This is a genomic window from ANME-2 cluster archaeon (assembly GCA_014237145.1).
Taxonomy (GTDB): domain Archaea; phylum Halobacteriota; class Methanosarcinia; order Methanosarcinales; family Methanocomedenaceae; genus Methanocomedens_A.
In genome coordinates, this window is the sequence record JAAXOC010000117.1 from 1 (window position 1) to 16240 (window position 16240).

16 protein-coding genes are annotated in these 16240 nt (G+C 40.8%); 12 read left to right on the top strand and 4 right to left on the bottom strand.

Features of this window, described 5'->3' with window-relative positions:
• Positions 1-337: 337 nt before the first annotated feature.
• Positions 338-505 carry a hypothetical protein gene (locus HF974_15765; protein ID MBC2699753.1) on the bottom strand — a complete coding sequence of 56 codons (168 nt, stop codon included), beginning with the start codon at positions 503-505 and terminating at the stop codon, positions 338-340.
• A gap of 84 nt (positions 506-589) precedes the next feature.
• On the opposite strand from HF974_15765, the gene HF974_15770 reads away from it, so the two are divergent.
• Both HF974_15770 and HF974_15775 read left to right on the top strand, forming a co-directional pair.
• The gene (locus HF974_15770; GenBank protein MBC2699754.1) at positions 590-1147 is read left to right on the top strand and encodes a type II toxin-antitoxin system VapC family toxin; all 558 of its coding nucleotides are present in this window, start codon (positions 590-592) and stop codon (positions 1145-1147) included.
• A 341-nt stretch (positions 1148-1488) separates the two neighbouring features.
• A complete protein-coding gene (locus tag HF974_15775; GenBank protein ID MBC2699755.1) occupies positions 1489-1803 on the top strand; it encodes a hypothetical protein in 315 nt (104 codons plus the stop codon).
• Positions 1804-1879: 76 nt separating this feature from the next.
• On the opposite strand, the gene HF974_15780 is transcribed toward HF974_15775, so the two are convergent.
• A complete protein-coding gene (locus HF974_15780; GenBank protein ID MBC2699756.1) occupies positions 1880-2122 on the bottom strand; it encodes a type II toxin-antitoxin system HicB family antitoxin in 243 nt (80 codons plus the stop codon).
• A 1144-nt stretch (positions 2123-3266) separates the two neighbouring features.
• On the opposite strand from HF974_15780, the gene HF974_15785 reads away from it, so the two are divergent.
• The 5 genes from HF974_15785 to HF974_15805 all read left to right on the top strand — a co-directional run bounded on the left by HF974_15785 (position 3267) and on the right by HF974_15805 (position 7379).
• A complete protein-coding gene (locus HF974_15785; GenBank protein ID MBC2699757.1) occupies positions 3267-5213 on the top strand; it encodes a S9 family peptidase in 1947 nt (648 codons plus the stop codon).
• 587 nt (positions 5214-5800) lie between these two features.
• Positions 5801-6037, top strand: a complete 237-nt coding sequence (locus HF974_15790; GenBank protein MBC2699758.1) for a hypothetical protein — start codon at positions 5801-5803, stop codon at positions 6035-6037.
• Positions 6034-6225, top strand: a complete 192-nt coding sequence (locus HF974_15795; protein MBC2699759.1) for a hypothetical protein — start codon at positions 6034-6036, stop codon at positions 6223-6225. The genes HF974_15790 and HF974_15795 overlap by 4 nt, the downstream gene beginning before the upstream one ends.
• 613 nt (positions 6226-6838) lie before the next feature.
• On the top strand, positions 6839-7147 hold the full coding sequence (locus HF974_15800; GenBank protein ID MBC2699760.1) for a hypothetical protein: 309 nt from the start codon (positions 6839-6841) through the stop codon (positions 7145-7147).
• The gene (locus tag HF974_15805) at positions 7116-7379 is read left to right on the top strand and encodes a hypothetical protein (GenBank protein ID MBC2699761.1); all 264 of its coding nucleotides are present in this window, start codon (positions 7116-7118) and stop codon (positions 7377-7379) included. The genes HF974_15800 and HF974_15805 overlap by 32 nt, the downstream gene beginning before the upstream one ends.
• Before the next feature lie 225 nt (positions 7380-7604).
• On the opposite strand, the gene HF974_15810 is transcribed toward HF974_15805, so the two are convergent.
• Complete coding sequence (locus tag HF974_15810) at positions 7605-8075, bottom strand: HEAT repeat domain-containing protein (GenBank protein MBC2699762.1); 471 nt, start codon at positions 8073-8075, stop codon at positions 7605-7607.
• Between the two features lie 430 nt (positions 8076-8505).
• Here HF974_15810 and HF974_15815 point away from each other — a divergent pair, with 430 nt between their 5' ends.
• Positions 8506-9750 (top strand): IS110 family transposase, encoded by a 1245-nt coding sequence (locus tag HF974_15815; protein ID MBC2699763.1) that lies wholly within the window; start codon positions 8506-8508, stop codon positions 9748-9750.
• A 19-nt stretch (positions 9751-9769) separates the two neighbouring features.
• On the opposite strand, the gene HF974_15820 is transcribed toward HF974_15815, so the two are convergent.
• Positions 9770-10702, bottom strand: a complete 933-nt coding sequence (locus tag HF974_15820; GenBank protein ID MBC2699764.1) for a HEAT repeat domain-containing protein — start codon at positions 10700-10702, stop codon at positions 9770-9772.
• Positions 10703-11179: 477 nt separating this feature from the next.
• Between HF974_15820 and HF974_15825 the strand changes: the two genes are divergently transcribed.
• From HF974_15825 to HF974_15840, 4 genes are all read left to right on the top strand, one after another.
• Positions 11180-11413 carry a hypothetical protein gene (locus HF974_15825; GenBank protein ID MBC2699765.1) on the top strand — a complete coding sequence of 78 codons (234 nt, stop codon included), beginning with the start codon at positions 11180-11182 and terminating at the stop codon, positions 11411-11413.
• Between the two features lie 363 nt (positions 11414-11776).
• Positions 11777-12097: a hypothetical protein gene (locus HF974_15830; GenBank protein MBC2699766.1), complete on the top strand. Its 321-nt coding sequence runs from the start codon at positions 11777-11779 to the stop codon at positions 12095-12097.
• 226 nt (positions 12098-12323) lie between these two features.
• Positions 12324-15572 (top strand): ATP-dependent helicase, encoded by a 3249-nt coding sequence (locus HF974_15835; GenBank protein MBC2699767.1) that lies wholly within the window; start codon positions 12324-12326, stop codon positions 15570-15572.
• Positions 15573-15764: 192 nt separating this feature from the next.
• Entirely contained in the window at positions 15765-16235 is a 471-nt protein-coding gene (locus HF974_15840; protein MBC2699768.1) for a 30S ribosomal protein S13, read from the top strand.
• Positions 16236-16240: the final 5 nt, after the last annotated feature.

A 16240-nucleotide genomic window follows, 5' to 3' on the forward strand; every position in this document is an offset into this window, starting at 1 on the left:
AACTGGCCTTCTAAGTGATTCTATTATTATGACTGATAATATTGCGACCGTTCGTCTATCTGAGATTTACAGAAGAATTGGAACATTTACAGAGTTGGACATACTGAAAGAATCGTTGAAACACACATTTGGACTTAAAATAAAAATGAATTGACACATCATCAAGTGCGAATGGGCTTGTGTGTGGATAACTCATATTTCAGAGATTGCCCGATAATTCAAAATCCAGTGGTATTCAGATACGCCCTTCGATTTGTTGACCTAAAGGATATTGTAGTAATAGACCTGTGGAACGCAGGCGGACAACGCCCGGTCGAGACCCTTATCCGGCGGCGAGTCATTCCTGGTCAGCCTGTCGCTGGCCCTGGCACTTATCTGAACGAAGCAGCGGGCGCTCAAGGCTGGAATCACTGTTTTTGAACGAGGGCTTTGGCACACTGGACAGCGAGACCCTGGATGCCGCCTTAAACGCACTGGAAAGCCTGCGGTTATCTAGCAGGACCATTGGTGTGATCAGCCACATCCTTCTATTGATTCAGAGGTCGGATTAATTAAGTAGACAATTGCTTTCATAGGGTGGGTTACTATATTGTATATCTTAAGTTATCAGATAATTATTTCTATATCATGGAAGATAATCATCATGTACATGAATTTAAGAAATCTGACATTATATTTAGAATCAACAATTCCAAGCTACCTTACAGCACGCCCAAGCCGAGACTTGATTGTGGCTGCTCATCAGCAAATTACTTATGAGTGGTGGCAGCAAGTTCGTCCCAACTTTGATATCTACATTTCCGAAGCAGTTTTAGATGAGATAAGTGCCGGAGATTCTGATGCTGCATCGCGACGTTTAGCTATTGTAAAGGATATCCCGATTTTAGCGTTAAGTGAAGAGGTAGAATCCTTAGCCATAGAGTATCAGAAAGAACTTGGCTTACCATACTCAGCACAGTTGGATGTAGTGCACTTGGCATGTGCAGTAGTATATGAGCTGGATTATTTGCTTACTTGGAATTGTAAACATATTGCAAATGGTGTGATTATTCAGCGCCTCAATAATGTCAATACCACGCTTGGCCGCAAGACACCAGTTATCATTACACCGGAGGAGATTCTAGAGATGCCGGAAGGAGGAAAATAATGTGGAAGGATCCTATTGTTGAAGAGATTCATAAAATCCGCAAACAGATCGCTGGGGAATATGATTATGATCTAAACCGTATTCTAAACCATTTACGGAAAAAAGAAATTGAGAATTCGGATAGAGTAGTATATAAAAAGAGCTAACAACGAGCAAGATAATTCATATTTGCCCACCTCACCTCTATCTACACGCACCTTACACCCAACTTTTAACTCCATAGATGCCCCGAATTTAAGCGAAGTAAAATCCGGGGTCGTTGACTGTGGGATGGGGGATTTATGCTCCTCCAGGTATGCATTAAGGGCTGTTGACGTGAAGGATATGGTAGTAATAGACCTGTGGAACGCAGGAGAGTAACGCCCGGTCGGGACCCTTATCTAGCGGCGGGTCATTCCTGGTTAGCCTGGGGCTGGCCCTGGCACTTCTCAGAACGAAGCAGCGGGCGCTCAAGGCTGAGATTATTGTTTTTGGACGAGGGCTTTGGCACACTGGACAGCGAGACCCCGGATGCCGCCTTAAACGCACTTGAAAGCCTGTGGTTATCCGGCAGGACCATCGGCGTGATTCAGCCACATCGACTAGCTTACCCGGCGCATACCTGTGAGGATAGATGTGAAAAGGACAGGGGTCGGGACATCAACTATACATGTTAAGGGATAGGAGAACAAAATCCTTAAATGAGTTTTTCAAAGGCTTTTACTGCCTCTTTGCCTGATATAAGTGGCAGTTTCATACTTCAACCGCTAATGTATGAAAACTAAATTCCTGGATATTTGCAATATCGGAAATTACATCTTCGGTCTCATCATCGAGACACATCTCAATGACTTCATGGATGTTCGTGAGCGCCTCATCGAGGGTCTTTCCTTGAGTATAACAACTTCTTAAAAGCGGACACTCTACTACATAAAATCCATCTTCATCTTTTTCTACGATAACTGGAAGATTTATTTTATTTGAGCCAGATTTCATTGTAGAATTAAGTGCCTTTCATAGATTTAAGGTTGTTGTAAGTCCTATACAAAGAATATTTGCAATAGTGAATTATGGTGTGGAGTACGACTGGATTAATTAGTATGCAAGGGCTACCAGCATCAAAGGAACGAAAATAATTTCATGTTTTATAAGCTCTCTGACAAATAACCATTAGGCAGGATTCAAAGCAACAAACCGTTTTATTAAAGTATATGAAGACTTTGTACTATTAGTACGGTTGTGACAAGAAAGTCCTATCATGAATTGCAGAAATGCCGCTCGCTCCCTTCCGAGTGACCCTACTGTGACATGCAGTATTAGTAATGGAATGTCTGATGCTCGCAGTCCAAGGTGGACAAAACCTGGAAGTCTGATGCGGACAATCTGCTAGGGTAATGAATGCTAAGAAGAAACGAAAGTTGAATCATCGTAAGAGTCGTAAATAGTGACAAGCGAAAGCAGACTGTATACGCTTGAGCCAAAAGGCACAGAATTAGACTATAATGGCTTCGTACACATTACAGGGAATGGACATATGATTCTCGGCTTATAGATGGCTTCTAAGGCATTTAGAAATTATTCAAGGTATGGAACTTGGTAAGCCCCATGAGCTCCCAGTTATCTGGGTAGAGAGTCCGTGAGGACCGACGATGGCTCAGAGGGTAGCGGAAACGGTAAAAAGCGAATGCCAGTTTGTAATGGACTGGATAGAGGTTCAGACTTTGCCTCAATCTGAAAGGGTGCAGACTTGCCAATGGTGTTTCATTGTATGAACGGAGGCAAACCTGTCAATGTAAGACACTCAACGACGCTGAAAAGCGAGAGACTTACAGACGCTTAATGTGTTAATAGGCTGCAGACCGGAATTACAAAAGCAGTGATCTAAGTGAGAACTGCTGCCCGATACAAAAAGGGTCATGGAAGGCTTGAGCCGGATGTGATTAAAGTCGCAAGTCCGGTTCTTAGAGGGCTTGGGGCTGGCAACGGCCCCCGGCTACTCGGCAAATAGTTATTGCAGCGGTAAATACTTCAGTGGACATTATTTTAGTGGTTTTATATAGAGTTCCAAATTACACTTACAGAGTAGTATATTTGATCACTTAATAATATTTAATAATAAGCACATACCTGCTTAATACATATGAATACCATAAAAAAAATAACCCCATACGGCTCCTGGAAATCTCCAGTCACATCAGATATGATCGTCTCAGGAACCATCAGACTTGAACAGATAGTTATCGATGGACCGGATATCTACTGGATAGAGAACAGACCAAAAGAAGGTGGACGGTACGTAATAGTACGTCACTCACCAGACACTCTAAGTACAGATATCACGCCACCTCACTTTAATGCCCGTACACGAGTACACGAGTACGGCGGCGGATCATTCACAGTTGTAGAAGGCACAACATATTTCTCAAATTTCGATGATCAACGTCTCTACCGTCAATTTTCCGGGGATGACCCGCACCCACTTACTCCTGCACTGGATTATCGTTTTGCTGATATCATTATTGATAATATCAGGAATAACTTGATATGTGTACGCGAGGATCATACACACTCAAAACAAGAACCAACCAATACTCTGGTAAGTATTGATCTTGATGCTAATAATGAATGTCAGGTACTGGTATCCGGTCATGATTTTTATTCATCTCCCCGGCTGAGTCCCAGCGGCTCACATCTTGCCTGGCTTACCTGGAACCATCCTAACATGCCATGGGATGGTACACAACTATGGGTAGGTGAAATAGAAAAAGACGGATCGATCGGACATATAGACCAGATAGCAGGTGGCGTTGACGAATCTATATTCCAGCCAGAGTGGTCGCCTGATGGTACTTTATACTTCATTTCAGATAAAAACGGCTGGTGGAATCTCTACTGCCTAAATAATAATAAAAATAATAAAAATATCAAGCCGGTTTGCCAGATAGAAGCAGAATTTGGCCTGCCGCAGTGGGTCTTTGGACAGTCCACTTATTCATTTGCATCAACGAACCGTATCATATGCACCTATACCAGACAGGGAACCTGGTACTTAGCAAGTATTGATACAGTATCAGGCAGACTTGATGTGATCAATACTCCTTATACTTCAATAGGATATCTCAAAGCTGTACCAGGATATATAGTATTTATCGGGGGTTCACCTACAGCTGCACCATCAGTGGTCAGGCTTGATCTTGATACACACAAGATGCATGAGATGCGCTGCTCAAGTGAGATTGTGGTAGGTGTTGATATTGATATTAACTATCTCTCAAAACCAAAGCCTATTGAATATCCGACTGAGCACGGACTCACAGCAAACGCTTTCTTTTATCCACCCAAAAATCCTGAATTCGCAGCTGCGCCTGATGAGATGCCCCCCTTACTTGTCATCAGCCACGGAGGTCCGACTGCATCTACTTCAGATACATTTAACCTGATGATACAGTACTGGACAACCCGTGGAATAGCTGTACTTGATGTGAACTACGGAGGAAGTACCGGCTATGGCAGACAGTACCGCCAGCGTCTGGATGGCCAGTGGGGAATCGTTGATGTGGACGATTGTGTGAACGGTGCACGATACCTTATTGAGCAGGGCAAGGTTGACAGTGAGCGGCTTGCTATTAGAGGAGGAAGTGCAGGAGGTTATACTACTCTATGTGCACTCACCTTCCGCAATGCTTTCAAAGCAGGAGCCAGTTACTACGGAGTCAGCGATCTTGAAGCCATGGTAAAGGATACACATAAGTTCGAGTCGCGTTACCTTGACCGGTTGATAGGTCCTTTTTATGAAGGAAACGAGCTATATAGCGAACGCTCACCTATCAACTCCATTGAGCGCTTATCATGTCCTGTGATCTTTTTTCAGGGACTTGAAGATAAAATAGTTCCACCCAACCAGACCGAGATGATGGTGGACGGGATGCGTGCAAAAGGATTACCAGTGGAATATGTATTATTTGAGGGCGAGCAGCATGGGTTCCGCCGAGCTGAGAATATCAAACGTGCGCTTGATTGCGAGCTTGATTTTTATTCAAAGGTTTTCGGTTTTACACTGGCCGGGTATGATGGCCACAACTTATGACAGCACATGCAACTCTAAGAAGGAGTTGCTCGATTAAGCACAGATATGATCAGGACAGGTATCTGGAAACATAAGCATCTGCGTGCATATAACCTGAGATTCAGGGTTTTTGGGGCTATAAAAATCCAAGTGTAATGAAGTACAGTCGGCTAATTTTGAGTGGGTGTAGCCTATGAAACCCTGAATTTCAGGTTATAACAGCCTATGTAAACCCCTAACAAGCCATTGAAATTTCAATGAAGGGAACTCAAGGCAATCCTCAAAGAGTTAAAACCAAATAGGGCAATTAATTTGTAGTGAACTTACATATAATAACCATTAAACAGGATTCAAAGCAACAAACCGTTTTATTTTTTAATTTATTCTGATCAAGTATGATAAATGGATCATGGAAAGAAGATCAACCACAGAGAACACAGAGAACACAGAGCGTTATTGTTTTCTCTGTGCACTCTGTGGTTATAAAGCGTTTCAGGAAATAATAAAAAGTCTCGAAACTCGAAGGGGCCAGGGCTGAAATGGAATGATGGCAGAAACTTGCAGGGGTAATACCTGCAAACAGCCTGAGGGACTTTGCCCTGCAGACCATGTTCGACCTGCTCATTACAATCGCAAACCGCCAGTTGTCTGATATAACTTCCAGGTATGCATTAAGGGCTGTTGACCTGAAGTATACGGTAGTAATAGACCTGTGGAACGCAGGCGAACAACGCCCGGTCGAGATCCTTATCCGGCGGCGGGTCATTCCTGGTCAGCCTGTCGCTGGCCCTGGCACTTATCTGAACGAAGCAGCGGGCGCTCAAGGCTGGAATCACTGTTTTTGAACGAGGGCTTTGGCACACTGGACAGCGAGACCCTGGATGCCGCCTTGAACGCACTGGAAAGCCTGAGGTTATCTGGCAGGACCATTGGTGTGATCAGCCATATCGACCAGCTTACCCGGCGCATACCTGTGAGGATTGGTGTGAAAAGGAAAGGGGTCGGGACTTCAACTATACATGTGAAGGGATAGGATGGAAGAGACTATATGCATGCGGCGGCTCAGAATAGTAGTGGGTGCGTCAGGGACTGCACCATTGCTGTTGAAATATATATTTTGTATGATGGGTTGCTGAAAACCTTGTTTTTATACGGTGTGGCCTAAAAAAGAATAAGCGTTCATGCCCCATCAGTAAATGCTATTTCCAGAGCAAAAATAATATAAATATGTAAGTGAGCCTTCGGCAAAATGGATGTAACAGCTTTAAAATGCCAATAAACACTTAGGACGGTTCAGTTTTTCTTAAATTTCCTTCCAAGGGTTTGGATTGAGGGTATTTTAGGCAATTTTTGATACAATATCTGCCCAAACTCAAAAGAATTAATTCAACTGTATCGGAATGTATTTAAAGTAGGTGCTAATGAATACATTATAATTAAATCTCAATTATTGTTATTTTTGGATTTTTAGCAATAATATATACTTAAATAACCAGGATAGTTAGATTTTAGATAGAATTTCAATTTAAATATTTATAAATAAATTTTTTATAACTACATACCTTAACAATCTCATAAATCAAAAAATAACGAATATACTTTGGAATGCCAGAGCCTCAATTAAATGTATTTCATTGGGTGATAATATGTCTCTTGAACAAATAAGCATGAGAGTTGATTCCAGACTCCTAAATGAGCTAGATCAAATTGCTAAATCCGAATTTAAAAGAAGATCAGATGTTGTACGTGATGCACTTGTTGCACATGTAAAACATGAAATAGAAATACGCCAAATAAAAGAGATGGTAACAAAACAATTCCTTGAAGGAAAACTCTGTTTTGATGATTTCGCACGTATTGTTGGTTTCGATACTGCACAACAAATAAAAGTTGGCAAAGAAACCTTAGAGGAGAGTATTGAACGTGCCAAAAAAGACTCAAAAAGAAATCTATGAAACAATAGTAGTTGAAGATACAAGTGCTCTAATCTCACTTGCTGTTGGTAGTGTACTTTTAAAATGTCTCAGAATTTCTAGAATTTTAATTCCTCAAGAGGTATATAGTGAATTAAGTGCCCTTCATAGATTCAATGTTGTTGTAAATCCTATTCAGAGATTGTCGGAAAAGTACCTGAATGAAAATTCCCAGTCAAGTTTATACAGTAAAGCTGAAATATTCGAAAATTAGGCTTTTCCGACAATCTCATTGTTACTAACCAAGAACATTTACCTTAATGTGAATAAAACATTTGAGACTGTCGGAAAAGCCTTGTTTTTCAATATTTCAGCTTTACGATCTAAACTATACAAGGCGTAGCATAGTGATTTAGTTGGAATGATAATTTTAAAAGTTTCAATTTAAGTGCTTTTAGGGTACTTTTCCGACAATCTCCATTTCATATTTTCTTTCATTTCAATAATTTTTTTTACGTTTGATCATATCTATAGATTGTTTTGCAGCTTCCTTAACTTGCTTATTTTCATCATTTAAACAATTTTCAAGTGATTTAATAACTTTTGGATTGTTCAATTTTCCGAGTGCAAGAGCTGCAACTTTTTTAACATATACATCTTTAATAGAAAGAGCTCTAATAAGTGGATCCACTGCTTTTGAATTTCCGACAAATCCCAAAGCCTCCACAACTGCTCTTAATAATCTCTTTTTACTGAAATTATCTTTATTTTCCAAAATTTTAACTAGAGGTTCTATAACGTCTTCTCCAATATTCCCCAATGCTTTAGCTGCATATTTCCGAACACGAATATCTTCATCATCCAAAGCATGAATAAGTGGCTTTATTGCTTTTTTATCGGAAACCTGAGTAAGACCCATTGCTGCATATTTTCTAACACTGGCATCTTCATTTATCAGAGCTTCTACCATAAAGTTTATATTTTTTTTGTTATATAAACGTCCAGAAAACGCACATGAAATTCTTCGAATGACATGCTCAAAAAATGAAAGTACCCCTTGCAGGCTGTCCCAAAACTAAAAGCGTGTGTACAAATCAAATGAAATCTATCTATCTGGGATAATAACATTGAATTATAATCAATAATTGCCCAATTATGATAAAATATAGCCGAATTGTATAATGTGAATTAGTTTTGGGACAGCTTGCTTGCATAACCTTTTTTTGTTATTACTCCAACTATTCTTTGGGCAGGATAGGTTGTCATTATTTTGGTTCTTCGAAGCCGTCAGAAAACTAACCAGTGAATTGCCATCGAAAGCTCAATTGTGACTTCGATCACGGATGCTAAATTGCCTTCGAGGCAATCACACTGCCCATTAAAAAATGAGGTAATATATATTGTCAGTACTAATAAACAAAGCTTGTGGTTTAGATCTCCATAAACGTTTTTTAATAGCCACAATACTCAGCAGATCAGATGAAATGGCACAAAAGCGTTTCGAAAGGAATGACCAAGGAATTTTAGATCTCAAATCCTGGATAATCGAAAAGCAGTGTGATGTTGTTGCATGTGAATCAACAAGTGACTTTTGGGTTCCAATCTATGACACACTAATTAGTCACGTAACAGTAATTGTTGGAAATGCACGTGATATGAAGGCCTATTCTCATAAAAAGACGGATAAGATCGATTCTGAATTTATTGCACAACTTGCTTTAAATAACATGGTCAAGCCTTCAAGAGTTTTTCCCAAACACCACAGAGAATTCAGATCATATGTGCGTCTTCGTCACAATCTTGTGCGAAAAAGAACTGATATAAAAAATCAAGCACACGCCATTCTTTCTTCGGAAATGTTTCATCTCAGTGATGTACTCACTGATATTTTTGGTAAGAATGGCAAAATGGTTCTATCAGGAATCTGTTCTGGTAAGAAGTTTGACGAAATAGTAGACAAACTCAGTCCAAATGTTCGTAAAAAGAGTGAGCAGATCAAAGAGATTCTTGAACGTGAAATGTCTCAAAGTGCTGCAGTAAGGCTTCGAACATGCCTAAACTTGATCCAAGATATTGATGAGCAAATAAGCATTATGGAAACACAAATGTTCAATTACGTTTACAAACATCATAAACATGATATGGATATTTTGATGTCTTGCCCAGGTATCGGTGAGTTAAGTGCTGCAACACTGATTGCTGAAATCGGTGATTTCAATGACTTTTCATCGGGAGACAAGCTTGCTTCATGGCTTGGAATAGTACCAAATGTGTATCAATCTGCAGATAAATATTATAATGGAAGAATCACCAAAAGAGGTTCAAAGGTAGCAAGATGGATACTAACCCAGATTGCTCAAGCAGCTTCCAGAAAGAAAGCCAGTAAGCTGAAAGAATTTTTCAACCGGAAGAAGAAAACAATTGGATATCAAAAGGCAATAATTGCTCTGGCGAGAAAAATTGTAACGATTATATGGCATCTCATCACAAACAATGAAATGTATGAAGATGAAACCGGTTATCAAAAAGGAGAAATTCAAAAGAGGAAGATTGTTGAGACTGCTGAAATATCCATTGATGAGAGAATATCAATATTAAGTGAAATATTTGCAATTGTAAACAAAAAGAACACAGATGTAACATGACAGATAAATATCTTTGATCTTAACATCCCAGAAAATTGTTGTTTTCTTTACAACGATAGTCACGGGATGTTAAGACTGAGGGTACTTTCATGCTAAATAATAGACTATTTGCAGCGGATAATCGAACACTTGCATTTTCATCTGTAAGTGTTTTGAAAATAATTTCGGTAGTCAATTTGTTTTTAGAATTACCAAGCCCAAATACAACGCTTTTTCGAATATCTGGGTTATTATTTTTTAAGTTTTGAATTAAGCTTTCTAACGTTGTTTGAGTGTCTATTTTTCCAAGTAAACATGCTATATTATCTCGAACAACTTTAGATTTATCATTGAGTGATTGAATAAGGGCATCAACAGTTCTTGTATCATCCTTTAATCTTCTATTATCCTTTAATTCCCAGAAAGATTCAGCTGCGTATTCTCTAACCTTATCATTCTCGTCACTCAAATATTGAATAAGGGATTCGAATGTTTTAAATTTATTAACTGTGTTAAATGCATTAAAAACCTCTTTAAGATATTCTGGAATCTGACTCTCATGAAACTTGTTTAATAGCTCTACTGCTCGCTCGTCATCAAATTCTTGAAGTGCTTCTTCTGCATAATATCTAACCTCGTCATTAATATCATTTAAGGCTTGTATTAATGGGTCGATTGCGGTTGGATCACCTAAACAACGAAGCGAATTAGCAGCAGAACATCGAGCGGCCCAATATTTATGTGATAGCACTTTTATTAAAGGTTTAACTGCTCTCTTATCCTTTAATCCTCCAAGAGAGGAAGCAGCATAATCTACTACACATTCATCTTTGTCATTTAAAGATTGGATAAGTGATTCCACTGCGCTCAAATCTCCACATTCACCAAGTACCCTTGCAGCAAATCTTTTAACATTTTTATTACCATCTTTCAAACCTTCTTTAAGATACTCAATCTCATTAAAACCTGCCACTTCGAAAAAAGTCTCTTCTGCTTGGCGTTGAATTTTAGGATCATTATGAGTTCACGCCTTAAGTATTCCTTTAACATCTTTATTGTCAATTAGAGATTGTATGTCAGGTTTAATAGAATCACCAGTTGATTTCATTTTCATCCTTTTGTTGCAATTGCCAATATCAACATCCACAACCGTTATAATACACTTAAACCTTTCGCTGGAACAAACTTAGAAATCAAACAAGCCGGCAGAAATGCCAATCCTCAAGCACCCACCGGATGCCGCCTACATTTCAGACTGTCCGGTAATTCAAAATTTCGAAAAAAAGAAGGCTAAATATAGCTCTAAATCAAAAAAAGATGGATTTATTTATTAATGGTAGTAATTGTCGGACAGCCTGTATTAGTACGGAGATAGTTATTTTAATAAGTTTATATATTACCTTTATCTATTTTATTCTATAGAGATGAATGGATATGCCAGTGTGATAATATGGATAATGACAATAATAATCAAGAAATTGATGGTGGAGAGCAGACACCGGAAGTCCTATCAAGGAATCTTAAAATTTCAGGTGAAGATACCATAAAATTTTTGGTTAAGGACATGATTATATCTCAATCAGGTGTTATAAAAGAAACTGGTATTTTTTTTGAATCTGGTGCGCATCAAAGAGCCATTGGAGTCATTAGACCAAAAACCACTGATGAAGACCATGTGAGGTAGTCATATCAAAAGATAGATAAAACCGTTAATATACTTTCTCTTTTATATGGTGTAGGGGACTGGATGCCCCAATCGCCATCAGAATTTCAAATAAAAACTTAAATTACACTTTCTATGAATCAAATGCATTTAGAAAGGGTAGATGACGTTTTCAAATCAATCTCAAATAAAATGAATGACGAAGAGATGGAAATATATTTCAGAGCTTTAGGGTGGTATAAGAACGGTGTAAATGCTAAAAGTTTATTTAACAAGTTTTTAGCTTTCTACAACTCCATATAAAATTTTTCAGATGGATACCACTTCAAACACAAATCAGAATTTAAGAAGTCGAAAACTGAAAAAAACGAGTGCATACAAAAATTGTTTGAAGAATTTTCAATTACGTTGATTAGTGAGATTAAAAGAGCACATATTAACAATTGTTATGAAGAATGTTTGCAAATAAGTTCCAAAGATAAAATGAAGTTTGCTTTCGGAAATATTTTTGAAGGAGACGATGTCAAGATAAGTGAATTTTCAAACAAATTCTTTGACAAAGATGATGATTTTAAGTCAATAAGAAATGGCATAGCACATGCAGATTTATCTGAATATCGGGAAAAAGATAAGGAACTTGTTAAAAATAACCTTTTTGAGATTCAGCATATGGCACGAGATTTTTTCGCAAAAATAATCTCGTAATATTATATTGTACAACGGATGCCCTGTAATTTCATTACAGGTTGGCGCGGGTGGGACTTCGTAGATCGTTGGTGTATGCCCGAGGTCGAGATTGTTGTATAAATGATGTGGTTTTGTGAGGTGGAACTTCATATAAGAACACCCTTGAAGGTGGACTTACAGGCAAGATAAAAACAGAAAAAATCACAAAGATACAAGATGGAAGAAGCAGTATAAAAGAAATAAGATGACCCTGAACGAACTACTCACCACATCAACCAAAAGGCAGCTTGATGCAATACAACACACCCGTGGACCGCTGTTGATACTGGCAGGGGCAGGCACAGGCAAGACCACCACCATCACTACTAAGATAGCCTACATGGTGAAAGAACAGGGTATAGACCCGGGCCAGATACTTGCCCTTACCTTCTCAAGGGAGGCTGCCGGGCACATGAAGGCCAAGGTCGAGCAGCTCCTGGGAGGTCTGGAGGTACATGTCAGTACATTCCACTCCTTCTGCGCAGAGGTCATCAGGGAGAATGCTGACAAATGCGGTGTGTCCCCCGAGTTCTCCATCCTGGAAGACGTGGACACTTCCATTATGCTGCACATGAAATTAGGCATAAATATCAGGGATGCGACACTGTACACTTCATCCATCTCAAAAGCCAAGGACCTGAACATCACCATAGAGAACATGGAGGATTTCCTGCAGGGTCGAAAACAGTTACTCAGGGAAATGGAACCGGATGAGGGAAAATGGGAGCAGTTGTACCATGACAACACCACCCGGCTGAATACCTTCCACCTGCTGGACGATGCTAAAAAGAAGGCATTGAAAGAGGAAAAGAAGGGCTGGATACACTTCAACGAGGAATATACGGAATATGCCAGGTACAGGGATATGGTGCAAACCTGGAAACGCTACGAGACCGCCAAAAAAAAGAGGAATGCACTGGATTATGGCGACCTGAACAAAAAGGCACTGGAATTCCTGCACACATACGGGACCCACGGGGCCACTGACAGGTACAAGTATATCATTATCGATGAGTTCCAGGATACTAACTATGTCCAGTTCGAACTGATCAGACTCTTGGCAGGCAAAGAGAAGAACGTGACCGTTGTTGCAGACCCCAACCAGACCATCTACGCATTCAGGGGTGCCTACACAAATAACATACAGGAGTTTATACGGAACTTTGATGTCGGGTCTGATGACATTGTCTCCCTTGATGTGAGTTTCCGCTCAACCAATAAGATACTGCGGGTATCCCATGACCTGATACGGCATAACTACGGCCCTGACCAGACGGACCTGCTTATCCAGCTTCATAACAACGATGAAGTTGAGGGGGGAGATGTACACATTGTTGAGACCGCTGACGAGAATGAGGAAGCCAGGTACATTGTGGAACAGATAGAGACATGCCTGGAACACGGGGTGGATAGGTCGGATATTGCCGTACTGTACCGGACACATACACAGGGGCGCAGGATAAGGCAGGCACTGGAAAGAAGGGGACATGCCGTACGTGTGAAGGATGATACTGATTTTTTAAAGCGCCCTGAGACCAAGACCGCACTTGCCTACCTGTACGTGCTGGATAACCTGGTCAATCCAAGGGCAAGGGGTACAGAAAGCTGGTGGAGGCTGTTCCACTACAACCATGCACTTGATACAGGGGATTCCATAATTATTGGGGAGTACCTCAAAAAGCACCGTGTCTCTTTTCAGGATGCCATCTACAACCATTTCAGTGAACTGGGCTTATCACCATCAGGACAGCAGGTAGTGAAGCAGATGAAACGCCGGATAGATGGGTTGAAAGATAAACTTGTACTGGACGTTTCTGATATTTTAATAGAAATACTGGACGCATCAGGCTTAAGCCGCCAGTTCACCTTTGATGATACCAGGGAGAACAGGGAGGCTATGCTGAACCTGAGGAACCTGCATGAAATGGCCCTGAAATTCGAAACATCACACGGCAGGGAACTGGGCGATTTTATTGCTTACCTTGAGATACTGGATGAGATGGGCAAGAACCCGCCGGCTGCAAGGATAATGGAAGAAGATGCAGTGAATCTTATGACAATCCATTCATCCAAGGGCCTGGAGTTCAATACCGTGTTCGTGACAAATATGGCAAAGGACCGCTTTCCACTGTTCAGAGGTGGTGTTGAGCCATTGATACCTATTGAACTTATAGACCTGTATCGTGACCTGCTTAAGCAGGATTTCAGTTCCAGGTCCAAACGGTTGAGTGCCATACGTGAACTGAAACGGGAGATCAAACTTGAAGAAGAGCGAAGGCTGTGCTACGTGGCCATGACCAGGGCAAGAGAACACCTGTACCTTACACTTGGTATCCGGTACGGTGCACGGGAGCGCCATCCATCGGAATTCCTTGTCGACATTAGATATGACAACTGGAGAGCTGTGGACAAGGATGAAGTGGATGTACCTGATATCACATACCTGCGCGACAGCGAGGTAAGTTCAAGGGAGGTTATCAGGGACAGTGAGCTTGAGTGTATCAAAACCCACAGGAAAAAGCTGGTTATTGAATCCCTTGACTTGGGTTCATTTGAGGAGAACCTGGGGCACTTGCTGGCATACCATGCATTGAGGGATGGTAATGGTGAGGATTATCTTGACATTATTAATAGTAAATGGGACGAACTGGACCCTGCCGGACATGCAAAGGAGATACTGGACAGGGACGGGAGTAATGAAGGTATTCCCCCTCCTTCTGATATCACATTTAGTGTTTCGGCAGTGAACACTTATTCGGAATGTCCTAAAAAGTATGAGTTACAGCATATACTGGGCATGCCTACCCGTGATATGGAGAAGAGTGACGGGGCCATGAATATCGGAAGTTTCGTGCATAAGGTCCTGGAGAAAGCTGTACGCCAGAAGGTCTCGACCAGAAAACAGCTTGATGAGATCACCCTCACCCTGACAAAGGAGGATAAATGGAAATGGGTAGACACGGCAAAAGCAAAACCCTTACTGGATGTGTTCTGGCAGCGCAATAAATATTCTATTCAAAATAACATGATGGTGGAAAGGAGGTTCACCGTACTGCTGGGGGACCACCAGTTCAAGGGTTTCATTGACAGGGTCGACCTGATACCAGGGTCAGATAATGAAGTGGAGATTATTGATTATAAGACAGGGAACGAACCTGGACCTGTTGAAAGGTCAAAACAATTACTTTTATACGCACACGGGTTCGAACATATGTATCCTGAATACAGGGTGCAGAAGCTGACACTGGAGTTACTGGCAAAGGAAAAACCCAGGGTGTATGAACTGGATGGTGAGGAATATATTTCCTCAAGGGTGAAACCGCTGGATAATGGTGCCCTGTCAGATATGATAGATGCAGCAGACAATATAGTTCATGATTACCGATGCGGGTTTGACAGGATTGATGATGACTCGGTATGCAAACGCTGCGGGTACAATCTGTACTGCGGATAAGCTTTGCGAAACCGGTGTAATGTTGCACAAGGTTTTTTAAGTAGCAATGCATCTAAGGGCTGTATCTTTAGTAGACGTACGTTTAGTTGGCGTCCACATCAGAGAGATAACCGCGCCCAAAACATGAGGGGCGGCGCCGGGAAAATGTTCCGGGGCTATAGGAAATATGTTCCTATCGGAGGAAACCAATAGATGGCAAAGAAAAAAGAGAATAGCGAACAGGATGAAATTAAACATATAGTGCGTATCGCCAATACTGACCTTGAAGGTAAAAAGAGCGTACAATATTCCCTTACCGGCATCAAGGGCATAAACAGGCGCATAGCACGTATTATTTCTGATAGATCCAATGTTGACCCGAGTGCAACAATTGGGTATCTGGATGATGAAAAGATCGATTCATTGAAAAAGACTATTGAGGAAATTAAATCCATTTTACCCACATGGATGCTCAACAGGAGAAAAGACTTAATGACCGGGGATGACAAGCATATTCTCGCAACAGATATTCTACTTACTAAAAGAGAGGACCTGAACACCCTGAAAAAGACCAGGTCGTATAGGGGTGTCAGGCACGAGCGCGGTCATAAAGTGAGAGGCCAAAGAACAAGATCCTCAGGCAGGAGAGGGCTTACTGTGGGTGTCAAGAGGAAGCCTAAATAGGTGGT